The organism is Pseudomonas sp. GL_093 (assembly GCF_057837605.1).
Genome location: NZ_CM174448.1, coordinates 1,848,311 through 1,873,789 on the forward strand (window position 1 = coordinate 1,848,311; position 25,479 = coordinate 1,873,789).

General features: G+C 59.5%; 26 protein-coding genes. All 26 read left to right on the forward strand.

Going from position 1 to position 25,479, the window contains the following annotated elements; all coding sequences use genetic code 11:
• The first annotated feature begins 119 nt into the window (after positions 1-119).
• The 26 genes from fliS (at position 120) to flhF (ending at position 25,453) form a co-directional block, all read left to right on the forward strand.
• Complete coding sequence (gene fliS, locus AC3IUE_RS08305) at positions 120-515, forward strand: flagellar export chaperone FliS (RefSeq protein ID WP_056742092.1); 396 nt, start codon at positions 120-122, stop codon at positions 513-515.
• 10 nt (positions 516-525) lie between these two features.
• The gene (fliT, locus tag AC3IUE_RS08310; RefSeq protein ID WP_056742091.1) at positions 526-822 is read left to right on the forward strand and encodes a flagellar protein FliT; all 297 of its coding nucleotides are present in this window, start codon (positions 526-528) and stop codon (positions 820-822) included.
• 173 nt (positions 823-995) lie between these two features.
• On the forward strand, positions 996-2,471 hold the full coding sequence (locus AC3IUE_RS08315) for a sigma-54 dependent transcriptional regulator (RefSeq protein WP_056742090.1): 1,476 nt from the start codon (positions 996-998) through the stop codon (positions 2,469-2,471).
• Positions 2,472-2,599: 128 nt separating this feature from the next.
• The gene (locus AC3IUE_RS08320) at positions 2,600-3,805 is read left to right on the forward strand and encodes a sensor histidine kinase (RefSeq protein WP_489268768.1); all 1,206 of its coding nucleotides are present in this window, start codon (positions 2,600-2,602) and stop codon (positions 3,803-3,805) included.
• 5 nt (positions 3,806-3,810) lie between these two features.
• Entirely contained in the window at positions 3,811-5,196 is a 1,386-nt protein-coding gene (gene fleR / locus AC3IUE_RS08325) for a sigma-54-dependent response regulator transcription factor FleR (RefSeq protein ID WP_489266700.1), read from the forward strand.
• A gap of 250 nt (positions 5,197-5,446) precedes the next feature.
• A complete protein-coding gene (gene fliE, locus AC3IUE_RS08330; protein WP_489266702.1) occupies positions 5,447-5,776 on the forward strand; it encodes a flagellar hook-basal body complex protein FliE in 330 nt (109 codons plus the stop codon).
• Between the two features lie 14 nt (positions 5,777-5,790).
• Complete coding sequence (fliF, locus tag AC3IUE_RS08335; protein ID WP_056742086.1) at positions 5,791-7,578, forward strand: flagellar basal-body MS-ring/collar protein FliF; 1,788 nt, start codon at positions 5,791-5,793, stop codon at positions 7,576-7,578.
• Complete coding sequence (fliG, locus tag AC3IUE_RS08340) at positions 7,571-8,590, forward strand: flagellar motor switch protein FliG (RefSeq protein ID WP_007948903.1); 1,020 nt, start codon at positions 7,571-7,573, stop codon at positions 8,588-8,590. The genes fliF and fliG overlap by 8 nt, the downstream gene beginning before the upstream one ends.
• 7 nt (positions 8,591-8,597) lie before the next feature.
• Positions 8,598-9,407, forward strand: a complete 810-nt coding sequence (gene fliH, locus AC3IUE_RS08345) for a flagellar assembly protein FliH (RefSeq protein WP_056742085.1) — start codon at positions 8,598-8,600, stop codon at positions 9,405-9,407.
• Positions 9,397-10,755, forward strand: coding sequence for a flagellar protein export ATPase FliI (gene fliI / locus AC3IUE_RS08350; RefSeq protein WP_056742084.1), 1,359 nt, complete (start codon positions 9,397-9,399; stop codon positions 10,753-10,755). Before fliH ends, fliI begins: the two co-directional genes overlap by 11 nt.
• A gap of 6 nt (positions 10,756-10,761) precedes the next feature.
• Positions 10,762-11,211, forward strand: coding sequence for a flagellar export protein FliJ (fliJ, locus tag AC3IUE_RS08355; RefSeq protein WP_033055981.1), 450 nt, complete (start codon positions 10,762-10,764; stop codon positions 11,209-11,211).
• Positions 11,212-11,417: 206 nt separating this feature from the next.
• Positions 11,418-11,717: an STAS domain-containing protein gene (locus AC3IUE_RS08360; RefSeq protein WP_046046382.1), complete on the forward strand. Its 300-nt coding sequence runs from the start codon at positions 11,418-11,420 to the stop codon at positions 11,715-11,717.
• A gap of 5 nt (positions 11,718-11,722) precedes the next feature.
• Entirely contained in the window at positions 11,723-13,429 is a 1,707-nt protein-coding gene (locus AC3IUE_RS08365) for an ATP-binding SpoIIE family protein phosphatase (RefSeq protein ID WP_489266705.1), read from the forward strand.
• Positions 13,430-13,459: 30 nt separating this feature from the next.
• Complete coding sequence (locus tag AC3IUE_RS08370; RefSeq protein WP_150655104.1) at positions 13,460-13,828, forward strand: Hpt domain-containing protein; 369 nt, start codon at positions 13,460-13,462, stop codon at positions 13,826-13,828.
• A gap of 83 nt (positions 13,829-13,911) precedes the next feature.
• Positions 13,912-15,273, forward strand: coding sequence for a flagellar hook-length control protein FliK (locus AC3IUE_RS08375; protein WP_489266707.1), 1,362 nt, complete (start codon positions 13,912-13,914; stop codon positions 15,271-15,273).
• A 233-nt stretch (positions 15,274-15,506) separates the two neighbouring features.
• Positions 15,507-16,007: a flagellar basal body-associated protein FliL gene (gene fliL / locus AC3IUE_RS08380; protein WP_489266709.1), complete on the forward strand. Its 501-nt coding sequence runs from the start codon at positions 15,507-15,509 to the stop codon at positions 16,005-16,007.
• A 9-nt stretch (positions 16,008-16,016) separates the two neighbouring features.
• Positions 16,017-16,985, forward strand: a complete 969-nt coding sequence (gene fliM, locus AC3IUE_RS08385; protein ID WP_008024584.1) for a flagellar motor switch protein FliM — start codon at positions 16,017-16,019, stop codon at positions 16,983-16,985.
• 72 nt (positions 16,986-17,057) lie between these two features.
• Positions 17,058-17,516, forward strand: a complete 459-nt coding sequence (gene fliN, locus AC3IUE_RS08390) for a flagellar motor switch protein FliN (protein WP_008151080.1) — start codon at positions 17,058-17,060, stop codon at positions 17,514-17,516.
• A complete protein-coding gene (fliO, locus tag AC3IUE_RS08395; protein ID WP_489266711.1) occupies positions 17,517-17,963 on the forward strand; it encodes a flagellar biosynthetic protein FliO in 447 nt (148 codons plus the stop codon). It abuts the gene before it with no gap.
• On the forward strand, positions 17,963-18,721 hold the full coding sequence (gene fliP / locus AC3IUE_RS08400) for a flagellar type III secretion system pore protein FliP (RefSeq protein ID WP_489266713.1): 759 nt from the start codon (positions 17,963-17,965) through the stop codon (positions 18,719-18,721). The genes fliO and fliP overlap by 1 nt, the downstream gene beginning before the upstream one ends.
• Positions 18,718-18,987: a flagellar biosynthesis protein FliQ gene (gene fliQ / locus AC3IUE_RS08405; protein WP_007948918.1), complete on the forward strand. Its 270-nt coding sequence runs from the start codon at positions 18,718-18,720 to the stop codon at positions 18,985-18,987. Before fliP ends, fliQ begins: the two co-directional genes overlap by 4 nt.
• A gap of 3 nt (positions 18,988-18,990) precedes the next feature.
• A complete protein-coding gene (gene fliR / locus AC3IUE_RS08410) occupies positions 18,991-19,773 on the forward strand; it encodes a flagellar biosynthetic protein FliR (RefSeq protein WP_056742077.1) in 783 nt (260 codons plus the stop codon).
• A 3-nt stretch (positions 19,774-19,776) separates the two neighbouring features.
• Positions 19,777-20,916, forward strand: a complete 1,140-nt coding sequence (gene flhB, locus AC3IUE_RS08415; RefSeq protein WP_056742076.1) for a flagellar biosynthesis protein FlhB — start codon at positions 19,777-19,779, stop codon at positions 20,914-20,916.
• A gap of 177 nt (positions 20,917-21,093) precedes the next feature.
• Entirely contained in the window at positions 21,094-21,747 is a 654-nt protein-coding gene (locus AC3IUE_RS08420; RefSeq protein WP_489266716.1) for a hypothetical protein, read from the forward strand.
• 236 nt (positions 21,748-21,983) lie between these two features.
• Positions 21,984-24,113: a flagellar biosynthesis protein FlhA gene (gene flhA, locus AC3IUE_RS08425; protein WP_056742074.1), complete on the forward strand. Its 2,130-nt coding sequence runs from the start codon at positions 21,984-21,986 to the stop codon at positions 24,111-24,113.
• 11 nt (positions 24,114-24,124) lie between these two features.
• Positions 24,125-25,453 carry a flagellar biosynthesis GTPase FlhF gene (gene flhF / locus AC3IUE_RS08430; protein ID WP_033055998.1) on the forward strand — a complete coding sequence of 443 codons (1,329 nt, stop codon included), beginning with the start codon at positions 24,125-24,127 and terminating at the stop codon, positions 25,451-25,453.
• Positions 25,454-25,479 lie beyond the last annotated feature (26 nt).

Below are 25,479 nucleotides of genomic sequence, written 5' to 3' on the forward strand. Positions count from 1 at the left end.
GCGACAAAAGCCCGGCAGCTTTTTCAAGCGTGCCGGGCTTTTTTGCTTTGGCCTAAAGTTTTTTGACGCGACGTCGATACACTGGTTATACAAACTTTTGAGTTGTGACGAGGTACAGCATGAACCCGATGTTAGCCCTTCGGCAGTATCAGAAGATCGGTGCCCAGGCTCAGACTTCCGAAGCCAGCCCTCATCGTCTGGTGCAGATGTTGATGGAAGGTGGCCTGGATCGTATCGCTCAGGCCAAAGGCGCGATGGAGCGCAAGGAAATCGCCAACAAAGGTCTGGCCATCGGCAAGGCTATTGGGATTGTTGGTGGTCTGCGCGAAGGTCTGGATCGTGAGAACGCTGCCGATTCGATCGGCAGCCTGGACAATTTGTATGTCTACATGATCAAGCGCCTGACAGACGCCAATATCCGGAATGACTCAACGATTCTGGATGAGGTCGCCGATTTGCTTCGCACGGTCAAAGAAGGCTGGGATGCTATCGCCGAGCCGGGTCCGCAGTTTTAAGGAGATCACCATGAGTCTTGTATTGCAGCGAATCGAACAAACCCGTGAAGGCCTGGTCGGTGCTTTGGCCGAGCGTAACTGGGAAGCCATTGGTGAATTGGACCTGGCTTGCCGTTCCTGCATGGAAGACGTCTTGAGTGAAGCTTCGGTGGACGAGGCCGCGTTGCGCGACAATCTTGAGGAGTTGTTGGGGGTGTATAAACAGCTTCTTGAGGCGGCGACAGGGGAGCGGCAAGCGATAGTTGACGAGATGTCGCAGATCCACCAAGCACAGAACGCGGCAAAGGTTTACCATCTGTTTGGTTAATTAATCCTCGGTTAATCCAAACATAGTGCGCCATAAATTTGACTGTGCACGGTTTTTTGACTTAACTAGTGGCTGGTTCCAGATTTCAGGCGTCTACAGGCATAACGTGTCTGCAAGCGTCTAGCTTGCCCCATCATTTTGGGCATTGAGTTGACTAGGGAAGTTGCTATTGCATGTGGCGTGAAACCAAAATTCTGCTGATTGATGACGATAGCGTCCGCCGCCGCGACTTGGCGGTGATTTTAAATTTTCTTGGCGAAGAAAATTTACCCTGCGGTAGCCATGACTGGCAGCAGGCTGTCGGCTCATTGTCATCAAGTCGAGAAGTAATCTGTGTCCTCATCGGGACGGTCAATGCTCCTGGCGCACTCGTGGGCTTGTTAAAGACACTCTCAACCTGGGATGAGTTCCTTCCGGTTTTGTTAATGGGCGATAATTCTTCCGTTGACTTGCCTGAAGACCAGCGTCGCCGAGTGCTTTCGACCCTCGAAATGCCACCCAGCTACAGCAAACTGCTCGACTCCCTGCACCGTGCCCAGGTCTATCGCGAGATGTACGACCAGGCCCGCGAGCGCGGCCGTCACCGTGAACCCAATCTTTTCCGCAGTCTTGTCGGTACCAGCCGGGCGATTCAACACGTCCGTCAGATGATGCAGCAAGTCGCCGACACCGACGCCAGTGTGCTGATCCTCGGTGAGTCCGGGACCGGCAAGGAAGTGGTCGCGCGCAACCTGCACTATCACTCCAAGCGTCGTGACGCGCCGTTCGTACCGGTCAACTGCGGGGCGATCCCGGCCGAGTTGCTGGAAAGCGAACTTTTTGGCCACGAGAAGGGCGCCTTCACCGGGGCAATCACCAGCCGCGCCGGGCGTTTCGAACTGGCCAATGGCGGCACGCTGTTCCTCGATGAAATCGGTGACATGCCGTTGCCAATGCAGGTCAAGCTGCTGCGCGTATTGCAGGAGCGCACCTTCGAGCGCGTGGGCAGCAACAAGACCCAGAGCGTCGATGTGCGGATCATTGCCGCGACCCACAAGAATCTCGAAAGCATGATCGAGGTCGGTACCTTCCGCGAAGACTTGTACTACCGCCTGAACGTGTTCCCGATCGAGATGGCGCCACTGCGCGAACGTGTCGAAGACATTCCACTGCTGATGAACGAGTTGATCTCGCGCATGGAGCACGAGAAGCGTGGGTCGATCCGTTTCAATTCCGCGGCGATCATGTCGCTGTGCCGCCACGGCTGGCCGGGCAACGTCCGCGAGCTCGCCAACCTGGTGGAGCGCATGGCGATCATGCATCCGTATGGGGTGATCGGCGTGGTCGAGCTGCCGAAGAAATTCCGTTACGTCGACGATGAAGACGAGCAGTTGGTCGACAGCCTGCGTAGCGATCTAGAAGAGCGCGTGGCCATCAACGGTCATGCTCCTGACTTCTCTGCCGGCGCCATGCTGCCGCCGGAAGGTCTGGACCTGAAGGACTACCTCGGTGGTCTGGAACAAGGGCTGATTCAGCAGGCGCTGGATGATGCCAATGGCATCGTTGCGCGTGCCGCCGAACGCCTGCGCATTCGTCGCACCACGCTGGTGGAAAAGATGCGCAAGTACGGCATGAGCCGTCGTGACGGTGATGAACAGGCGGATGATTGACGCCTGTTTTTCAAGTCCTTCATTTGTAGGCGGTTTTTTTTAGGCACGGGTATTGCTACATCCCTCGCAACGTTCCGTTTAACTGACGGTCAGCCAAGCGAGAGAGCACGATGCCCCAAGCCGCCCAGATGTCTCCTGTCCCTGACGCTTCGGGACAACCGTCGTCCGTAGAGCAGGCGAGCCGGCTTGGCCTTGAGCAGGCGTTTGCACTGTTCAACCAGATGTCGAGCCAATTGACCGATTCCTACAGCATGCTCGAAGCCCGGGTTACCGAGCTCAAGGGTGAGCTGGCGGTGGTCAGCGCTCAGCGCATGCAGGAACTGGCGGAAAAAGAACGCCTGGCCAACCGGCTGCAAAACCTCCTCGATCTGTTGCCCGGCGGTGTCATCGTCATCGACGCCCAAGGCATCGTGCGCGAAGCTAATCCCGCTGCCTGCGAACTGCTCGGTCTGCCCCTCGAAGGCGAGCTGTGGCGCCATGTCATTGCCCGCTGCTTTGCGCCCCGTGAAGACGACGGTCACGAAATCTCGCTCAAGGACGGTCGGCGTTTGTCGATCTCCACTCGCTCGCTGGATGCTGAACCCGGTCAGTTGGTGTTGCTCAACGACCTGACTGAAACCCGTCATCTGCAAGATCAGTTGGCCCGCCACGAACGACTCTCGTCCCTCGGTCGAATGGTCGCGTCGCTGGCTCATCAGATTCGTACCCCCTTGTCCGCCGCCTTGCTCTACGCCAGTCATTTGACTGAGCAAGCGTTGCCGGTCGAGACCCAGCAGCGTTTTGCCGGGCGCCTGAAAGAGCGTCTGCATGAGTTGGAACATCAGGTTCGCGACATGCTGGTGTTTGCGCGCGGCGAGCTGCCGCTGACCGATCGTGTCACACCCAAAGTGCTGATGCAGTCGCTGCAGGCGGCAGCATTGACCCATGTGCAGGACCTGCCGATTCGCTGGCAGTGCGACAGTCACGCAGGTGAATTGCTGTGCAATCGTGACACGCTGGTCGGGGCGATCCTGAACCTGATCGAGAACGCCATCCAGGCCAGCGCCGGTGACGTCCGCTTGAAGGTCCACCTCTATACACGTGACGACAATTTGCGCGTCTCTGTCAGTGACAGCGGCAGTGGCATCGACACGAAAGTGCTGGCACGACTCGGCGAGCCGTTTTTTACCACTAAAACCACTGGGACCGGCCTTGGCCTGACCGTGGTCAAGGCTGTGGCCCGTGCCCATCAGGGAGAATTGCAGCTGCGCTCGCGGCTGGGTCGCGGCACTTGCGCGCAGGTCATCCTGCCGCTTTTTTCCGGTGAAAAGCCCCACGCTCAGAGAGCGGAGTGAAGGACATGGCAATCAAGGTTTTACTGGTCGAGGATGACCGCGCGCTACGCGAAGCACTGGCGGATACGCTGCTGCTCGCGGGGCACGACTACACGGCGGTAGGCTCGGCAGAAGAAGCGCTGGCGGCGGTTGGTAATGAGGCGTTCAACCTGGTGCTGAGTGACGTCAACATGCCGGGCATGGACGGCCATCAACTGCTCGGATTGCTGCGCACTCGTCAGCCGCAGTTGCCGGTGTTGCTGATGACAGCTCACGGTGCCGTGGAGCGGGCGGTCGATGCGATGCGCCAGGGCGCGGCGGATTACCTGGTCAAACCGTTCGAGCCCAAGGCATTGCTCGATCTGGTGGCGCGTCATGCGCTGGGCAGTCTCGGTGCGGCCGAGGGTGAGGGGCCTGTAGCGTTCGAGCCGGCCAGTGCGCAATTGCTGGAATTGGCTGCTCGGGTGGCGCGCAGTGATTCCACGGTGTTGATCTCCGGTGAGTCCGGGACCGGTAAAGAAGTGCTGGCGCGTTACATCCATCAGCACTCTCACCGCGCCAGTCAGCCGTTCATTGCGATCAACTGCGCAGCCATCCCCGACAACATGCTCGAAGCCACGTTGTTCGGTCATGAAAAGGGCTCGTTCACCGGCGCCATCGCGGCGCAGGCCGGCAAGTTTGAACAGGCTGATGGCGGGACCATCCTGCTCGACGAAATTTCCGAAATGCCTCACGGGCTCCAGGCCAAGTTGCTGCGAGTATTGCAGGAGCGCGAAGTTGAGCGAGTCGGCGCCCGCAAGCCGATCACGCTGGATATTCGGGTCGTGGCAACCACCAACCGTGACCTGGCGGGTGAAGTGGCGGCGGGGCGTTTTCGCGAAGACCTTTACTATCGCCTGTCGGTGTTTCCGCTGGCCTGGCGTCCGTTGCGCGAACGTACCGCCGACATCCTGCCATTGGCCGAGCGTCTGCTGGCCAAGTACGTCAATAAAATGAAGCATGCCGCGGCAAGGCTGTCGCCTGAGGCTCAGGCGTGCCTGATCGGTTATCCGTGGCCGGGTAATGTGCGTGAACTGGATAACGCGATTCAGCGGGCGCTGATCCTGCAGCAGGGCGGATTGATACAGCCTGAGGATTTCTGTCTGGCCGGGCCGGTCGCCTGTGCGCCGTTGCCAGCCTTGGTGCCTGCGTCCGTGCGAACCGTGGAGGTCGAGTCCGAGTCAGGCGGGGCGCTGGGTGATGACCTGCGTCGCCGTGAGTTCCAGATGATCATCGACACCTTGCGCTCCGAACGCGGCCGTCGCAAAGAAGCCGCCGAGCGCTTGGGCATCAGTCCGCGCACCCTGCGTTACAAGCTGGCGCAGATGCGCGACGCCGGCATGGACGTGGAAGCGTACCTGTTCGCCACCTGAAAGTTGACGCAAGTAACGCCGATCTAAATGTGGGAGCGAGCCTGCTCGCGAAGGCGGCGTATCAGGCACATAAATGTCGACTGACACACCCTCATCGCGAGCAGGCTCGCTCCCACAATGGTTTTGTGGTGAATCATGGACCGATAGGCTTTTGTTTGGAGCGGCCACGGAGCTGGCACCCTTGTTGCTAACACCTCACTACCCGCCGAGTGAGTGTCAAAAAATTGCGGGTCGCCAGAGAGAGTAGACCATGAGCCAAGGTATTGAATTTAATCGATTGATGTTAGATATGCGTTCCATGCAAATGGATGCCATGTCTGCGTCGAAATCGACTGCCGCTGTTCCTGAAGTGGGTGGCAGCAGCTTTTCCGACATGCTCGGTCAGGCCGTCAATAAAGTGAGCGAGACGCAGCAGGCGTCCAGTCAGTTGGCCAGTGCCTTCGAGATCGGCAAGAGCGGCGTCGACCTGACGGACGTGATGATTTCTTCGCAGAAGGCCAGCGTGTCTTTTCAAGCGTTGACCCAAGTACGTAACAAGCTGGTTCAGGCATACCAAGACATCATGCAGATGCCGGTTTAAGGACGATTTGAGTCATGGCAGAAGCAGTCGCCGATAATGTTCCGGCCAAGGCCACTCCAATAGACGGCAAGCCGCCGCTGTTCGGGTTGTCTTTCCTGGAAAACCTCTCCGAGATGACCATGTTGCGTCAGGTAGGCCTGTTGGTCGGCCTGGCTGCGAGCGTGGCGATTGGCTTTGCCGTGGTGTTGTGGTCCCAGCAGCCGGACTACCGGCCTCTGTACGGCAGTCTTGCCGGTATGGACGCCAAACAGGTCATGGATACCCTGGCCGCAGCCGACATTCCCTATACCGTTGAACCGAACTCCGGTGCCTTGCTGGTCAAGGCCGATGACCTTTCCCGTGCGCGAATCAAACTCGCGGGCGCTGGTGTCACTCCCAGCGACGGCAACATCGGTTTTGAAATTCTCGACAAGGACCAGGGCCTGGGCACCAGCCAGTTCATGGAAGCGACCCGTTATCGTCGTGGTCTCGAAGGCGAACTGGCCCGCACCATTTCCAGCCTGAACAACGTCAAGGGTGCCCGCGTGCACCTGGCGATTCCGAAAAGTTCGGTGTTCGTGCGTGACGAGCGCAAGCCGAGCGCTTCGATTCTGGTGGAACTGTACTCCGGCCGCTCGCTGGAGCCTGGCCAGGTACTGGCGATCATCAACCTGGTGGCCACCAGCGTTCCCGAACTCAGTAAATCCCAGATCACTGTCGTCGACCAGAAGGGCAACCTGCTGTCGGATCAGGCGGAAAATTCCGAACTGACCATGGCCGGCAAGCAATTCGATTACAGCCGTCGCATGGAAAGCATGCTGACTCAGCGCGTGCACAACATTCTGCAACCGGTGCTGGGCAACGATCGCTATAAAGCCGAAGTCTCGGCCGATGTGGATTTCAGTGCCGTCGAGTCGACCTCCGAGCAATTCAACCCGGACCAACCGGCGTTGCGCAGCGAGCAGTCGGTCAACGAACAACGTACCGCCAGCAATGGCCCGCAAGGTGTGCCGGGAGCCCTGAGCAACCAGCCGCCGTCGCCTGCCTCCGCTCCGCAAACCACCGGTGGCGCTACCGCGTCGGCCGGCATGGTGCAGCCAGGCCAGCCACTGCTGGATGCCAACGGTCAGCAAATCATGGACCCGGCCACCGGCCAGCCTATGCTTGCACCGTACCCGGCGGACAAGCGTCAACAATCTACCAAGAACTTCGAACTCGACCGCTCCATCAGCCACACCAAACAACAGCAGGGCCGTTTGAATCGCCTGTCGGTGTCGGTGGTGGTGGATGACCAGGTCAAGATCAACGCGGCCAACGGTGAAACCACTCGTGCGCCGTGGACCGCCGATGAATTGGCGCGCTTCACTCGCCTGGTACAGGATGCCGTCGGCTTCGACGCCAGCCGTGGCGACAGCGTCAGCGTGATCAACATGCCGTTCTCCGCCGAGCGCGGTGAAGTGATTGCCGAAATTCCGTTCTACTCCCAGCCGTGGTTCTGGGACATCGTCAAGCAAGTGCTGGGTGTCTTGTTCATCCTGGTGCTGGTGTTCGGTGTGCTGCGTCCGGTGCTCAACAACATCACCGGTGGCGGCAAAGGCAAGCAGTTTGCAGGCTTGGGCAGCGACGTCGAGCTGGGTGGCATGGGCGGCCTGGACGGCGAACTGGCCAACGACCGCGTCAGTCTCGGTGGCCCGACCAGCATTCTGCTGCCGAGCCCGAGCGAAGGCTATGACGCACAGTTGAACGCAATCAAGAGTCTGGTGGCAGAAGATCCGGGTCGCGTGGCCCAGGTCGTGAAAGAGTGGATTAACGCAGATGAGTGATAACCGAGCCGTTGCCGCCAAACTGTCCAAGGTCGACAAAGCCGCGATTCTGCTGCTGTCCCTGGGTTCTACCGACGCCGCCCAAGTGCTGCGCCACATGGGGCCTAAAGAGGTCCAGCGTGTGGGTGTGGCCATGGCCCAAATGGGTAACGTGCACCGCGAGCAGGTCGAGCAGGTGATGAGCGAGTTCGTCGACATCGTCGGCGACCAGACCAGCCTCGGCGTCGGCTCCGATGACTACGTGCGCAAAATGCTCACCCAGGCCCTGGGCGAAGACAAGGCCAACGGCCTGATCGACCGCATCCTGCTGGGCGGCAACACCAGTGGCCTCGACAGCCTGAAGTGGATGGAGCCGCGCGCCGTCGCCGACGTGATCCGTTACGAGCACCCGCAGATCCAGGCGATCGTGGTGGCGTATCTCGATCCGGACCAGGCGGGCGAAGTGCTGGGTAACTTCGACCACAAGGTGCGTCTGGACATCATTCTGCGGGTTTCCTCGCTGAATACCGTGCAGCCTGCGGCCCTGAAAGAACTCAACCAGATTCTCGAGAAGCAGTTCTCCGGCAACTCGAATGCCTCGCGCACCACCTTGGGTGGCATCAAGCGCGCGGCGGATATCATGAACTTCCTCGACAGCTCGATCGAAGGTCAGCTGATGGACTCGATTCGCGAAGTCGACGAAGACCTGTCCGGTCAGATCGAAGACCTCATGTTCGTGTTCAACAACCTGTCCGATGTCGACGATCGCGGCATTCAGGCGCTGCTGCGCGAAGTGTCCTCCGACGTGTTGGTGCTGGCCCTCAAGGGTTCGGACGAAGGCGTCAAAGAGAAGATCTTCAAGAACATGTCCAAACGGGCGGCCGAACTGTTGCGCGACGACCTCGAGGCCAAAGGCCCGGTGCGCGTCAGCGACGTGGAAACCGCGCAGAAAGAAATCCTCACCATTGCCCGCCGTATGGCCGAAGCCGGAGAAATCGTTCTCGGCGGGAAGGGCGGCGAAGAGATGATCTAAGGTCACTATGTCGTCCAAACATGATGAGTCCAACACCGACCTGATCCGCGGCAAGGACGTCGCTGGTTTCGACGTCTGGTCGTTGCCCAGTTTCGATCCGTTCGTGCCGGAACCCGAGCCGGAACCTGAGCCCGAGCCGCCGGAAATGGAAGAAGTGCCACTGGATGAAGTCCAGCCACTGACCCTCGAAGAACTCGAAAGCATTCGCCAGGAGGCCTACAACGAAGGCTTCGCCACGGGCGAAAAGGAAGGTTTCCACAGCGCCACGCTCAAGGTCCGTCAGGAAGCCGAGGTGGCCCTGGCCGCCAAGATTGCCGCTCTGGAGCAGTTGATGGGGCATTTGTTCGAGCCTATCGCCGAGCAGGACACCTTGATCGAAAAGTCCCTGGTCGACCTGGTGCAGCACATCACCAAACAGGTGATTCAGCGCGAACTCGCCATCGACTCGACGCAGATCGAACACGTCATGCGTGAAGCCCTCAAGCTCTTGCCGCTGGGCGTGGGCAATGTGCGGCTGTACATCAATCCGCAAGATTTCGAACAGGTCAAAGCCCTGCGCGAACGCCATGAAGAAACCTGGCGCATCGTCGAGGACGAGGCGTTGTTGCCCGGCGGTTGCCGGGTCGAGACTGAACACAGCCGTATCGACGCCACGGTCGAAACCCGCGTTGCGCGGGTTATGGACAAGCTGTTCGATCAATTGCACGAACAGGCTTTGCACCCGGCCGAACCGGATCTGAGCCTGGAACTGCCAATCAGCGACAAGCCAGCGGTCGCGCCGGTCGAACCAGATCTGGACGTTCCCGATGCGCCTTGATCGCACCAGCTTCGCCAAGCGCCTCGGCAGCTACGCCGAGGCCACGGCGCTGGAAGGCGCGCCGATCCTTGAAGGTCGCTTGCTGCGCATGGTCGGCCTGACCCTCGAGGCCGAGGGCTTGCGCGCCGCCATGGGCAGCCGCTGCATGGTCATCAACGACGACAGTTATCATCCGGTGCAGGTCGAAGCCGAAGTCATGGGCTTCTCTGGCAGCAAGGTGTTTCTGATGCCGGTCGGCAGCGTTGCCGGCATCGCGCCCGGTGCCCGTGTGGTTCCTCTGGCTGATACCGGTCGTCTGCCGATGGGCATGAGCATGCTCGGGCGGGTGCTCGATGGCGCCGGTCGCGCGCTGGACGGCAAGGGCGGAATGAAGGCCGAAGATTGGGTGCCGATGGACGGCCCGACCATCAACCCGCTCAAGCGTGAACCGATCAGCGAGCCGCTGGACGTGGGTATTCGCAGCATCAACGGTTTGTTGACGGTCGGTCGCGGTCAGCGTCTTGGCCTGTTCGCCGGTACGGGCGTGGGCAAGAGTGTGTTGCTGGGCATGATGACCCGCTTCACCGAGGCCGACATCATCGTCGTCGGGCTGATCGGTGAACGGGGTCGTGAGGTTAAAGAATTCATCGAGCACATCCTCGGCGAAGAAGGGCTCAAGCGTTCGGTGGTGGTGGCGTCCCCGGCGGACGATGCGCCGCTGATGCGTCTGCGCGCTGCGATGTACTGCACACGAATCGCCGAGTATTTCCGCGACAAGGGCAAGAACGTCCTGTTGCTCATGGACTCCCTGACCCGTTTCGCCCAGGCCCAGCGGGAAATCGCCCTGGCCATCGGCGAGCCGCCAGCGACCAAGGGTTATCCGCCCTCGGTGTTCGCCAAACTGCCGAAACTGGTGGAGCGGGCCGGTAACGCGGAGAAGGGCGGCGGTTCGATCACCGCGTTCTACACCGTACTGTCCGAAGGCGATGACCAGCAGGACCCGATTGCCGACGCCGCGCGAGGCGTGCTCGACGGGCACATCGTGCTGTCCCGGCGCCTGGCCGAGGAAGGTCATTACCCGGCCATCGATATCGAAGCGTCCATCAGCCGGGTCATGCCGTCGGTGGTTACGCCGGAACACATGATGCGCGCCCAGTATTTCAAGCAACTGTGGTCGCGTTATCAGCAGAGTCGTGACTTGATCAGCGTCGGCGCCTATGTGGCCGGTGGTGATCGGGAAACCGACCTGGCGATCTCCCTGCAACCGCAGTTGGTGAAATACCTGCGCCAGGGCCTGAACGACAGCATCAGCCTGGGCGAAAGCGAAGCCTATCTCGGCACGATTTTCGCTCCCGCGGCCGGCGGCTAACCGGCCATGGCCCAGAGCCGAGCCTCGCGCCTGGCCCCCGTGGTCGAAATGGCCGAAAAGGCCGAGAAAACCGCGGTCCTGCGTCTGGGGCACTTTCAGGGGCAAGTCCGTCTGGCCGAAAGCAAACTCGCCGACCTCGAAGCCTTTCGTCTCGACTATCAAGAGCAGTGGATCGTGCGCGGCAGCAGTGGCGTGTCTGGCCAATGGCTGCTGGGTTATCAAGGCTTCCTGGCGCAACTGGGTACCGCCATCGACCAGCAGCGACAAAGCCTGGTATGGCATCAAAACAACCTGAACAAGGCGCGGGAATCCTGGCAGCAGGCGTTTGCCCGGGTCGAAGGCTTGCGCAAACTGGTGTTGCGCTACATGGATGAGGCGCGGCGGCTGGAAGACCGGCGCGAGCAAAAGCTGCTGGACGAGTTGTCCCAGCGGTTGCCGCGCCAGGATCCTTATTGAATCAGCTGGCCTGCGTTATCGTTCTTCGCGAGCAGGCTCGCTCCCACAGGGGTCGCGTTCTTTCGGGTGAATGCGGTCAACCTGTGGGAGCGAGCCTGCTCGCGAAGGCGTACTTAAAGACGCCACAGTTTTCCAGCCTTGCTCCCGCCTCCGCCAAGTGCTAAACCTTGTACACGTACGTTCACCAATGACAAGGAAGCCGTTAAATGCCAGTTGTTACAGAAGTCTCCCAAGATGGTCAAAAGCTGACGATATCGGTCAAGGGACGATTCGATTTCGCCAAGCATCAGGAATTTCGTGAGTCCTATGAGGACAAGAAGCTCTCCGCAGTTGTCGTCGACTTGAAAGAAGCGACCTACCTCGACAGTTCAGCGCTGGGCATGTTGCTCTTGCTGCGTGATCACGCTGGTGGCGACAATTCCGATATTCGCGTCGTCAACAGCAGTACCGACGTGAAGAAGATCCTCGCCATTTCCAATTTCGACAAACTGTTCGACATCAGTTGAACGGCATGCAGTCGCCGTTCGAACCGCTGACGATCCTGATCGCCGAAGACAGCGCGGCTGATCGCATGCTGCTGTCGACCATCGTCCGTCGCCAGGGGCATGAGGTGCTGACGGCCGCCAACGGTGCCGAAGCCGTTGAAGCGTTTCGCCAGCAACGGCCGCAACTGGTGCTCATGGACGCGATGATGCCCGTGATGGACGGTTTCGAGTCGGCGCGGCAGATCAAGGTATTGGCAGGGGAAACCCTGGTGCCGATCATCTTCCTCACCTCGCTGACCGAAAGCGAAGCGCTGGCCCGCTGTCTGGAGGCCGGGGGCGACGACTTTCTGGCAAAACCCTACAACCAGGTGATCCTCGGCGCCAAGATCAAGGCGATGGACCGCTTGCGACGGTTGCAGGCCACGGTGTTGCAGCAGCGCGATCAGATCGCCAGGCACCACGAGTACCTGCTCAACGAGCAGCGCGTGGCCAAGGCCGTGTTCGACAAGGTGGCCCACTCCGGCTGCCTGAATGCACCCAATATCCGCTACCTGCAATCGCCCTATGCGTTGTTCAACGGCGATCTGCTGCTGGCCGCGTTCACCCCGGCTGGCGACATGCATGTGCTGCTCGGCGATTTTACCGGCCACGGTTTGCCGGCCGCGGTCGGTGCCATGCCCCTGGCCGAAGTCTTCTATGGCATGACCGCCAAGGGTTACGGCCTGTCCGAAACCCTGCGCGAGATGAATGCCAAGCTCAAGCGCATCCTGCCGGTGGACATGTTCTGTTGTGCAACGCTGCTGTGCCTGAGTTTTCAGCGACGTTCGGTGGAGGTCTGGAACGGCGGGATGCCGGACGGTTATCTGCACAGCATCGCCAGCGGTGAGCGAACGCCGCTGACGGCTCGGCATTTGCCGCTCGGCGTGCTGAGCCCGCAGTCCTTTGAGGATCGCACCGAGGTGTTTCCGATGGCGGTCGGGGATCGGGTCTTCCTGTTGTCCGACGGGGTGATCGATACCTGCGATGCCAACGAACAGTTGTTTGGTGTGGAGCGCTTGCAGCAGGTGTTTGCGGCCAATCGTCAGCCTGATGAGTTGTTTGAAGAGATCGAGCAGGCGTTGCGGGACTTTCGCGGCGAGGCCCGTGATGACGTGAGCATGGTCGAGGTCAGTCTGCTGGAGGCCGCACAACTGAGCCCGCCGGCGCTGGTGTATTCCGACAGTGGTCAGTCCTGCCCGCTGGACTGGTCAGTGAGTTTCGAATTTCGCGCCGCCACGCTCAAACGCTTCAATCCGCTGCCGTATCTTCTGCAATTGCTGCTTGAGGTCCACGGTCTGCGGGCTCAGAGTGGGGCGCTTTACAGTGTGTTGGCCGAACTGTATTCCAATGCCCTGGAACATGGGGTGCTGGGGCTGGATTCGAGTCTCAAGCGCGATGCCTCGGGTTTCACTCGCTATTATCAACAACGCAATACACGCCTGGACGAGTTGCAGGACGGCTTCGTGCGGGTGCATTTGCAGGTGACACCCAAGGGCGAGGGCGGGTGCCTGACTGTTCGGGTTGAAGACAGTGGCAAGGGTTTCGATGTCGCGCGGGTGATGGAGCGGCCCGTGGATGGTGTCCGTCTGTCGGGACGTGGCGTCAGTCTGATCCGTCAGCTGGGCCACAATGCGAGTTGGTCCGACGATGGTCGAAGTGCCCGCGTGGAGTTTTTCTGGGAGGCTCTGGCATAATCCACGCATTCTTGATCAAGGAGTGAGCAAGTGGCTGACACACACCTGGACCGCGACGTGCTGAACGCGTTGCAAGAGGTCATGGAGGATGAGTATCCGACGTTGCTGGATACCTTTCTCGCCGATTCCGAAGAGCGTTTGCGCATCTTGCGAAAGGCTGAAGATGCTGCGCAGCTCATGAATGCTGCCCATAGCTTCAAGGGCAGCAGCAGTAACATGGGCGCCATTCGCCTGGCTGAGTTGTGCCATGAGCTGGAGCAACGCGCCAAGCAAAAAAGTCTCGCCGGCATTGAAAAACTGGTGGGCGAAATTGATGACGAATTTGCGTTTGTCCGGCCGCTCTATGAGGCCGAGCGTCAGCGTTCCCTCTCTGCCAATGAGACCGTCCGGCGCTTTTAGCGCCTGTCACTCAAACCTGGCGCGACCTTTGCAATAATCTCCGTCAACTGTACCTACGATCCCAGTGCAGCGGAGACCGTTCCATGCCCGTTACCCCCAATATGCTTCTTCAGGCCGCCGCGCAGGCCAAGACTCAAGCCGCTTCCGCCAATACACCGGCGCTGGCCGCTGAGCCTGGGGACAAGGCATCCAGCTTCGCTCAGGTCTACGCCAATCAAGCCCGGAGCAAACCCTCTGTGGTGGGTGATGGATCGGCCAAGCCGATACGCGATAAAACGCCGGACAGCCCCGATAAAAAGGACGTCAGCAACGACAAGTCTGCCGCCCCGGAACCTGCGGTTGCCGATAGCGGCAAATCCTTGCCCGCCGATAAGCCGGCGCAGGCTGACGACGAGGCCGCCAGCGATGACGGGTCGGATACTGCGCAGGCGCCGGTTGCCGATGCCGCACCCGTTGACCCGACGCTGGATCCTGCGTTGATGCAGGCAGTACAACCTGCGGTGCCAGCGCCGGTGCCGGCAGCTCCGTCCGTTGCAGTCACCCCACAACCGCAGGTCGAGGTGGCTGTGACGGCGGCAACGACTCCGGTTGTTGCAAGCACTGACACCGATTTCGATCCCGAAGCGGATCCTCTCGATGCGTTGCCGGCCGTGCGCATGGCCATGGAGCAGGGCGGCCATATTTCGGCTACGAGTCAGGCTCAGCCCAAAGCGGCACCGACCTCGGCCCAGGCCCAGGCCGACGGCGAGTCAACCTCGGCGCAGACCTTCGCCGCAGGCATGGCGAGCATGCTCGATGTGCAAGCCGACAAGGACAGTACCGGCCAGGGCGGCGACAAGGCCTTCGGTGGTCTTATCGATGATGGTCTCAAGGACCTGAAGTCCGCGAGTAGCGATACCCGGGTCGACGATTTCGCCAACCGTCTGGCGGCACTGACCCAGGCGGCCACGCCGAAAACCGCCAACGCATTGCCGGTGAATCAACCGATCGCCATGCATCAGAGCGGCTGGACCGAAGAAGTAGTGAACCGGGTCATGTACCTGTCCAGTGCCAATCTCAAGGCGGCCGACATCCAGTTGCAACCGGCTGAGCTGGGGCGCCTGGACATTCGGGTGAACATGGTTCCGGATCAGCAGACCCAGGTGACGTTCATGAGCGCCCATCCAAGTGTTCGCGAAGCGCTGGACGGGCAGATGCATCGCTTGCGTGACATGTTTGCGCAGCAGGGCATGGGCCAGGTTGACGTCAATGTGTCCGACCAGTCCCGTGGCTGGCAGGGCCAAGGGCAGGAACAGGCTCAACAAGGTCAAGGCCAGGGCGGACGCACTAACACCAGCGGTGGTCGTCTCGATTCCATGGGCGAAGAGCTTGCGCCAACAGCTGCCGAAGTAGCGGCCAGCACCACCAGCGTCATCGGCTCCAGCGCCGTCGACTACTACGCCTGATCAAATCAGGCACCAAACCCTGTGGGAGCGAGCCTGCTCGCGAAAGCGGTGTGTCAGCCTCATTGATGTTGACTGACACGACGCCTTCGCGAGCAGGCTCGCTCCCACAGTGGATTTACCGTGTTCTTCAATGACAGCCATTCCACCCATCTTCCTTCAGACACTTCTGGCATAACACTTGCTCTTGCCTTGCCGTGCGACTGTGAAAACCCGAATAGTGACGGATTATTGGCATGGCGAAGAGCGAAGCAGCAGTAAAAGACCCCGCAACCAAAGGCAAACTCAAGCTGATCATTGTGATCGTGGTGGCCCTGCTGCTGGCGATCGGTTTGTCCGTGGGAGCGACCTGGTTCTTCATGCACAGCGCCCAGAGCAAGCCTGCCGCCTCGGCTGAAACCGCCCCGGTCGGCAAGCAGCCAGCGATTTTCGAGCCCATGGCTCCGGCCTTCGTGGCCAACTACAACCAGAACGGTCGTCAGCGCTACATGCAGGTGAGCATCACCATGCAGGGTCGCAATCAAGCCGATCTGGAAGCGCTCAAAGTTCACATGCCTGTCATCCGCAATAACCTGGTCATGCTGTTCTCCGGGCAAGACTTCGCCACGCTGGCGTCGCCGGTTGGCCAGGAAATGTTGCGTCAGAAAGCCACGGCCAGCGTCCAGGAAGTGGCGCAGAAAGAACTCGGCAAAGTGGTCATCGAGCAGTTGCTTTTCACTAATTTCGTACTGCAGTAGGAACACGACATGGCCGTGCAGGACCTGCTGTCCCAGGATGAGATCGATGCGCTGTTGCATGGCGTCGACGATGGTCTGGTACAGACCGATACCGCTGCTGAACCCGGCAGTGTCAAAAGCTACGACCTGACCAGCCAGGATCGCATCGTCCGTGGACGCATGCCGACCCTGGAGATGATCAACGAGCGTTTCGCCCGTTACACCCGCATCAGCATGTTCAACATGCTGCGCCGCTCGGCGGACGTTGCCGTCGGTGGCGTGCAGGTGATGAAGTTCGGCGAATACGTGCACTCGCTGTACGTGCCGACCAGCCTCAACCTGGTCAAGATCAAACCGTTGCGCGGCACCGCGTTGTTCATCCTTGACGCCAAACTGGTGTTCAAACTGGTGGACAACTTCTTCGGCGGCGACGGCCGTCACGCGAAGATCGAAGGGCGTGAATTCACCCCCACCGAACTGCGTGTGGTGCGCATGGTGCTGGAACAGGCCTTCGTCGATTTGAAGGAAGCCTGGCAGGCGATCATGGAAGTGAACTTCGAGTACATCAACTCGGAAGTGAACCCGGCCATGGCCAACATCGTTGGCCCGAGCGAAGCCATTGTGGTGTCGACCTTCCACATCGAACTCGATGGCGGTGGCGGTGATCTGCACGTGACCATGCCGTATTCGATGATCGAACCTGTACGCGAAATGCTCGACGCCGGCTTCCAGTCGGACCTCGACGATCAGGACGAACGCTGGGTTAACGCCTTGCGCCAGGACGTGCTGGACGTTGACGTACCGATCGGTGCCACGGTTGCCCGTCGCCAGTTGCGCCTGCGGGACATTCTGCACATGCAGCCGGGGGACATTATCCCGGTCGAGATGCCGGAAGAGATGATCATGCGCGCCAACGGCGTGCCTGCGTTCAAGGTCAAGATGGGGTCGCACAAAGGCAACCTCGCGTTGCAAGTGATCGAGCCGATCGAGCGCCGCTGACCGGCGCTCCAAACCCCCTGTGCTTTTAACTGACGGCTCCTGATTGAATGGATGCCCGCCGAGGACAAATTGATGGCTAACGATATGAACACCCAGGACGACCAGGCGCTGGCCGATGAATGGGCTGCGGCCCTGGAAGAAACCGGCGACGCCGGGCAGGACGACATTGACGCCTTGCTGGCCGCCGACGCCGCCAGTTCGCCGTCCAACCGTCTGCCGATGGAAGAGTTCGGCAGCGTGCCGAAGAACAACGATCCGGTCACCCTGGACGGTCCTAACCTGGACGTGATCCTCGACATTCCGGTGTCGATTTCCATGGAAGTCGGCAGCACTGACATCAACATCCGCAACCTGCTGCAGCTTAACCAGGGGTCGGTGATCGAGCTCGATCGTCTGGCCGGTGAACCGCTGGACGTGCTGGTCAACGGCACGCTCATCGCTCACGGTGAAGTGGTGGTGGTCAACGAGAAGTTCGGCATCCGCCTGACCGACGTGATCAGCCCAAGCGAACGCATCAAGAAGTTGCGCTGAGTGAAAAAGGTACTGGGGTTTGTGCTGGCGTTGCCGTTCAGTGTTCTGGCAGCCGAGCCGGTAGCGACCGCTACTGCGGCCGCCGTGCCTGCTGTCAGCAGCGGTGTGGCCGGGCAATTGACGCAGTTGGTGTTCGGTTTGCTGCTGGTGCTGGGGTTGATCTTCTTCCTCGCCTGGTTGCTGCGCCGGGTCCAACAGGCCGGGCCGGCCGGCAAAGGGCAGGTGATCGAGCTGATCGGTTCTCGCTCGCTGGGCCCGCGTGATCGTCTGATGCTGGTGCAGGTCGGCAACGAGCAGATTCTGCTTGGCTTGAGTCCCGGCACCATCACCGCGTTGCACGTGCTCAAGGAGCCGGTGCAAGTGCCCAGCGGGACTGAAAAAGCGACCCCCGAGTTTGCCCAGCGCCTGATGGAGCTGATGGGCAAGGATCATAAGGATAAGAAGTAATGGGTGCGCTACGCATCATCTTCACGCTGGCCCTGATGCTGGCCGCGCCGCTGGCGTTCGCCGCCGATCCGTTATCGATCCCGGCAATCACCCTGGGCACCAATGCCAACGGCGCTCAGGAATACTCGGTCAGCCTGCAAATCCTGCTGATCATGACTGCGCTGAGTTTTATCCCGGCGTTCGTCATGCTGATGACCAGTTTCACCCGGATCATCATCGTCTTCTCGATCCTGCGTCAGGCCCTCGGCTTGCAACAAACGCCGTCGAACCAGATCCTCACGGGCATGGCGCTGTTCCTGACCCTGTTCATCATGGCGCCGGTATTCGACCGCGTTAATCAGGATGCCTTGCAGCCGTATCTGGCGGAGAAACTCACCGCTCAAGACGCCGTGGCCAAGGCTCAGGTGCCGATCAAGGACTTCATGCTGGCCCAGACTCGCACTAGCGATCTGGAGTTATTCATGCGCTTGTCCAAACGCACTGATATCGCGTCGCCGGATCAGGCGCCGCTGACGATTCTGGTTCCGGCGTTCGTTACCTCCGAGCTGAAAACCGCGTTCCAGATTGGCTTCATGATCTTCATTCCGTTCCTGATCATCGACCTGGTCGTGGCCAGTGTGCTGATGGCCATGGGTATGATGATGCTCTCGCCGCTGATCATTTCCCTGCCATTCAAGATCATGTTGTTCGTGCTGGTGGATGGCTGGGCGTTGATCATCGGTACGCTGGCGAGCAGCTTCGGCGGTGTATCGCCATGACGCCAGAAGTTGCGGTAGACATCTTCCGGGAAGCGCTGTGGCTGACCACCATGATGGTTGCGGTGCTGGTGATTCCGAGTTTGCTCGTGGGCCTGTTGGTGGCGATGTTCCAGGCCGCTACGCAGATCAACGAACAGACCCTGAGCTTCCTGCCGCGCCTGCTGGTGATGCTGGTGACGCTGATCGTCGCCGGTCCGTGGTTGGTGCAGACTTTCATGGAATACATCCTGCAGTTGTACGGCAGTATTCCTCAGGTCATCGGCTAAACCATGTCGCTACTCCAGCTGACCGATACCCAGATCAGTACCTGGGTGGCGGCGTTTATGTTGCCGCTGTTTCGCGTCGGTTCGTTGTTGATGGTCATGCCGGTTTTCGGTACGACCCTGGTGCCCAGGCGGGTCCGTCTATTTTTCGCAGTGGCCATTACCGTGGTCATCGCCCCTGGCCTGCCGCCGATGCCGCCGGTCAATGCGCTGGACTTGAGCGGGCTGCTGCTGATTGCCGAGCAGATCCTCGTCGGTGCGGTGCTGGGTTTCTCCTTGCAGCTGTTCTTCCAGGCCTTCGTGGTCGCCGGGCAAATTGTCGCCGTTCAGATGGGTATGGGCTTCGCGTCGATGGTCGATCCTACCAACGGCGTGTCGGTGGCGGTGATCGGGCAGTTCTTCACCATGCTGGTGACGTTGTTGTTCCTGTCGATGAATGGCCATCTGGTGGTGTTCGAAGTCCTCACCGAAAGCTTCACCACGCTGCCGGTCGGTAGCGGGTTTATGGTCAATCATTACTGGGAGCTGGCCGGCAAACTCGGTTGGGTCCTCGGGGCTGCTTTAATGCTGGTGCTGCCAGCGATCACCGCGCTGCTGGTGGTCAACATTGCGTTTGGCATCATGACCCGGGCGGCGCCGCAGCTGAACATCTTCTCCATCGGCTTCCCGCTGACCCTGGTGCTCGGGATGTACATCCTCTGGGTGGGGCTTGCGGACATTCTCAATCAGTATCAACCGCTGGCCTCCGAGGCCTTGCAGTTTTTACGCGAACTGGCACAGGCGCGCTGAGTCATGGCTGAGAGCGAAAGCGGTCAGGACAAAACAGAAGACCCCACGGAGAAGCGTAAAACTGATTCCCGTGAGAAGGGCGAGATTGCGCGCTCCAAGGAACTCAATACGCTGGCGATCATGTTGGCCGGTTCCGGTGCGCTGCTGATTTTCGGCGGGGCGCTGGCGCAGGATCTGATGGATGTGATGCGGATGAATTTTTCCCTGCCGCGTGAAGTCATCCTCGATCAGCGCTCCATGAGTACCTACCTGATGAACTCAGGGCTGATTGCTTTGCTGGGGATTCAGCCGATCATGATTACCCTGGTGTTGGCTGCATTGATTGGGCCTGTCTCCCTGGGGGGATGGCTTTTTTCGGCTGGCTCCATGGCGCCGAAGTTCAGTCGGATGAATCCTGCCGCCGGCCTCAAGCGGATGTTTTCGACGAAGGCGCTGGTGGACCTGCTCCAGGCGTTTGCGAAGTTTTTAATCATCCTGACGGTGGCCCTGAAGGTGTTGTTGTCGGACATCGACGACCTGTTGCGCATTGGGCACGAGCCGTTGGAGCTTGCGATCATCCACTGTCTGCAAATAGTGGGCTGGAGCGCTTTGTGGATGGCCTGCGGGCTGATCATCATTGCAGCGGTGGACGTGCCGGTGCAGCTTTGGGAAAGCCACAAGAAACTGCTGATGACCAAGCAGGAAGTGCGTGACGAACATAAGGATCAGGAAGGGAAGCCAGAGGTTAAACAACGGATTCGCCAGCTGCAGCGCGACATGTCGCAGCGCCGGATGATGGCGGCGATTCCCGACGCCGATGTGGTCATCACTAACCCGACCCACTACGCCGTAGCGCTCAAGTACGATCCAGACAAGGGTGGGGCGCCGATGCTGATCGCCAAGGGCAGCGACTTCCTGGCCTTGAAGATCCGTGAAATCGCTGTGGCCAACGAAGTGCTGCTGCTTGAGTCGCCGGCACTGGCGCGTTCGATCTACTACTCCACCGAACTTGATCAGGAAATCCCTGGCGGGCTCTACCTTGCCGTCGCCCAGGTACTCGCTTACGTCTACCAGATCCGCCAGCATCGCGCCGGCAAGGGCAAACGCCCGGATCCGCTCAAGGGCGATTTGCCGATTCCGCCGGATTTGCGGCGCGACTCCTGAGCGCCACCGTCCGTCTGAAAACGCCGTGTACCTGTTAGTTATGACAGTAGACACACTTCCTCTTAAGCGTTGTCATGGCCTCGGGAATTCTCCCGTTCGATGTCCTTGTCATGGTCGTTCAATGAGTGAATTGATCACTATGGATGGGCGTTCATTCAGGCATTTGAGGTTACGGTCATGGCAGAACATGAATACAGAAAACTTCAAGGGATGGCGTTGGAATTTGTTTCGGGAGTCCTGGAGGAGGATCGGCTCGAGCGCACGATCAGTTACTCGGCTACGTTCGACATGACGCTGGACTTTACGCATTTTGTGCAGATGGCCAATGCCTATATTCCGGGTTATCTGAGCAACCCTGTCAATGCGATTCGCCCCGAACTGGACGGGTTCGGCTACCACGCTAGTTACAATCAGTTCTTCGACGCTGCTGGGAATATTGGTGATAACCACGCGTTGTTCGATGTCTTCACGCACTCGCGTAATTACGTGGATGAGTGGTCAACTGAAGAGCTGCAGGATCGTTACCACAAACCTCAATTCAGTGTGGTCGATGGCCGTTTGCAAGTTGTCGCGCGCAAGGACTTTCGTTGGGAGAACAAGCGTGAGATCAACGTCGAAGACCTGCCGGTCATTCCCTTTCAGTGGGCGCTTAACCTCATGCTGGGGCATCCTGGTCAGAAGACACTTATAACCATCGTGGTGCTCGGTTACGCAGAGGAGGATTTTGTAGAGGTGGAAGGTCTTCAAATGCTTAGAGGTACGCAGTACATGGTCGGCAAGGCGCTTCATTTCGGCCCGATCCACAAAGAGCAGATTCTGACGGCGCGTTAATCCCTCTTGTAGCAGCTGTCGAGCCTGCGAGGCTGCGTCCGGCTGCGAAGCAGTCGTAAAACCTTACGAGGAGTTCGTAGAGCGCGATCCCGCCTCGAGCGCTCGACAGCTGCTACAAATGCTCAATAGATCCCTCTATTCCCCGCCTCGGCAAAAGTTGGAAGGCTTCTTGCAGTAGCCGCTCTGCGCCTGCTTCAGGCGTCAAAAAGTTTGCTTTAAAGGAACGGGGAATACCGGTGGATCGCTCTCAGTTATTCAACAGTGCTCGCACAAACGTTGCCGACTTAAGTCGGGGCAATCTGGGTGTGCCGTTGTTGCTGCTGGTCATGCTGGCGATGATGATGTTGCCGGTGCCGCCGTTCCTGCTGGACGTGTTCTTTACGTTCAACATCGCGTTGTCGATCGTCGTCTTGCTGGTCTGTGTTTACGCGTTGCGGCCGCTGGATTTTGCGGTGTTCCCGACCATTCTGCTGGTGGCGACGTTGCTGCGACTGGCGCTGAACGTGGCCTCCACGCGGGTGGTGATGCTCCACGGCCAGGACGGCCATGCCGCCGCCGGTAAGGTGATCCAGGCCTTCGGCGAGGTGGTGATCGGCGGTAACTACGTGGTCGGTATCGTCGTCTTCGCGATTTTGATGATCATCAACTTCGTCGTGGTGACCAAGGGTGCCGGGCGGATTTCCGAGGTGAGTGCACGTTTCACCCTCGATGCGATGCCCGGTAAACAAATGGCCATCGACGCCGACTTGAACGCCGGGCTGATTGATCAGAACCAGGCCAAACTGCGCCGGATGGAGGTGGCCCAGGAAGCCGAGTTCTACGGTTCCATGGACGGTGCCAGCAAGTTCGTTCGCGGTGACGCCATTGCCGGCCTGCTGATTCTGTTCATCAACCTGATCGGCGGCATGGCGGTCGGTATCTTCCAGCACAACATGAGCTTCGCCGACGCCGGCAAGGTTTACGCATTGCTGACGATTGGTGACGGTTTGGTGGCGCAATTGCCATCACTGCTTTTATCTACAGCTGCAGCGATCATGGTGACCCGTGCTTCCGGTTCGGAAGACATGGGCAAGCAGATCAATCGCCAGATGTTCGCTTCGCCCAAAGCGTTGGCGGTAGCGGCGGGTTTGATGGCGGTGATGGGCCTCGTGCCGGGCATGCCGCATTTCTCCTTTCTCAGCATGGCAGCCCTGGCGGCTGGCGGCGCGTACCTGTTCTGGAAGAAGCAGAACGTGGTCAAGGTTCAGGCCCTGCAAGAGGTCAAGCGTCAACAGGAACTGCTGCCATCACCGGCTCGCGCTCAGGAAACCAAGGAGCTTGGCTGGGACGACGTCACTCCGATCGACATGATCGGCCTGGAAGTCGGCTACCGGCTGATTCCGCTGGTGGACCGCAATCAGGGTGGTCAATTGCTGGCGCGGATCAAGGGCGTGCGCAAGAAGCTGTCCCAGGACCTGGGCTTCCTGATGCCGACTGTGCATATCCGTGACAACCTCGACTTGGCGCCGAGTGCCTACCGCCTGACCCTGATGGGGGTGATCCTGGCGGAAGCGGAGATTTACCCGGACCGCGAACTGGCGATCAACCCGGGGCAGGTCTACGGTACGCTCAACGGCATTACCGCCAAAGATCCGGCTTTCGGTCTGGAGGCGGTCTGGATCGAAGTCAGTCAGCGTGCCCAGGCACAATCCCTCGGTTACACCGTGGTCGATGCCAGTACGGTAGTGGCAACCCACTTGAACCAGATTCTGTACAAGCACTCGAGCGAGTTGATCGGTCACGAAGAAGTGCAGCAACTCATGCAATTGTTGGCCAAAAGCTCGCCAAAACTGGCCGAAGAGCTGGTGCCGGGTGTGGTGTCTCTGTCGCAGTTGCTCAAAGTATTGCAGGCATTGCTGGCCGAACAGGTGCCCGTACGGGACATTCGCAGCATTGCCGAAGCCATCGCAAACAACGCCAGCAAGAGTCAAGATACTGCCGCGCTGGTGGCCGCGGTGCGCGTCGGCGTATCCCGCGCAATCGTCCAAAGCATTGTAGGGACTGAGTCGGAGCTGCCAGTTATCACGCTGGAGCCAAGGTTGGAACAAATATTGCTCAATAGTCTTCAGAAGGCAGGACAAGGCTCGGAAGAGGGTGTTCTGCTGGAGCCAAGCATGGCTGAGAAACTGCAACGCTCGTTGATTGATGCGGCGCAGCGTCAGGAAATGCAAGGTCAGCCGGTGATTCTGCTGGTAGCCGGTCCGGTTCGCGCGATGCTGTCGCGATTCGGCCGATTGGCAGTACCGGGTTTGCATGTGTTGGCTTACCAGGAAATTCCTGACAACAAGCAAGTGACCATCGTTGCGACAGTAGGGCCCAACGGCTGAGGTAGTGGTTTATGCAAGTTAAGCGTTTTTTCGCCGCCGATATGCGTCAGGCCATGAAACTGGTTCGTGATGAGCTGGGCGCTGATGCCGCCATCATTGGCAACCGCCGGATCGCCGGTGGTGTCGAGCTGACGGCTGCCCTGGATTACAAGTTGTCGGCGCTGGCTCCGCGCGTTCCGAACATGGAACTCGAAGACGAGCTGCGCAAGACCCAATCGCGGATCGTCACCGCCCAGGCTGAATTGAGCCTGCGCAGCGATGGCGAGAGCGATAAGTCCACCAATCGCCAATTGTTCGCCGGCCTGCCACTGACCGCCGCCGAGCCGTTGATCGAGCCGACCTACACCGAACCCCGTCGTCCTGCACCGGCTGCGGCACCTGCCTCTGGTGGCGTCGACCCACGGGCGTTCGACTCGATGCGTTTCGAACTCAACAGCCTGCGCGAACTGATGGAAGTGCAACTCGGCTCCCTGGCCTGGAATCAGCTGCAAGGCAGCCGTCCGGCCCAGGCCAATCTTTGGCGTCGCCTGCAACGCATCGGTCTGTCCGGCCCGTTGTCGCGCGATCTGCTGGCGCTGATTACCGATATTGAAGAACCTCGTCAGGCCTGGCGCATGTTGCTGGCACACCTGGCGCGGATGATCGTCACACCGGAAGTCGAGCCTCTGGAAGAGGGCGGCGTGATTGCCATGGTCGGCCCTGCCGGCATGGGCAAGACCACCACTCTGGCCAAGCTCGCGGCCCGTTACGTGCTCAAGTACGGCGCGCAGAATATTGCGCTGGTCAGCATGGACAGCTATCGAATTGGTGCTCAGGAACAACTCAAGACGTTGGGCCGGATCCTCAATGTGTCGGTGACGCATGTCGATCCGGGCCAATCGTTGGTGCAGGCGCTGGAGCCGTTGCTGCGCAAACGCGTGGTGCTGATCGATACCGCAGGCCTTCAGGCCAGCGATCCGGCACTGCGCATGCAGCTCGAAAGCCTGGCCGGTCGTGGCATCAAATCGAAAAATTATCTGGTTTTGGCAACCACCAGCCAGAAGCAGGTTCTAACGGCCGCTTATCACAGTTACAAGCGTTGTGGGCTCGCTGGCTGCATCCTGACTAAACTGGATGAAACGGCAAGTCTGGGCGAGGTGTTGAGCCTGGCCATCAGTCATGAATTGCCGGTGGCCTACCTGACCGATGGCCCGCGGATTCCGGATGATTTGCATCTACCGCGTCGTCATCAGTTGGTCAGTCGCGCCGTCAGCGTGCAAATGCAAGAAGAACCCAGCGAAGAAGCCATGGCTGACATGTTCGCTGATATTTACCACAGCCCGACCAAGCAGGTCGGCTGAGGTATTAATGAACAGTTTTTGTACCT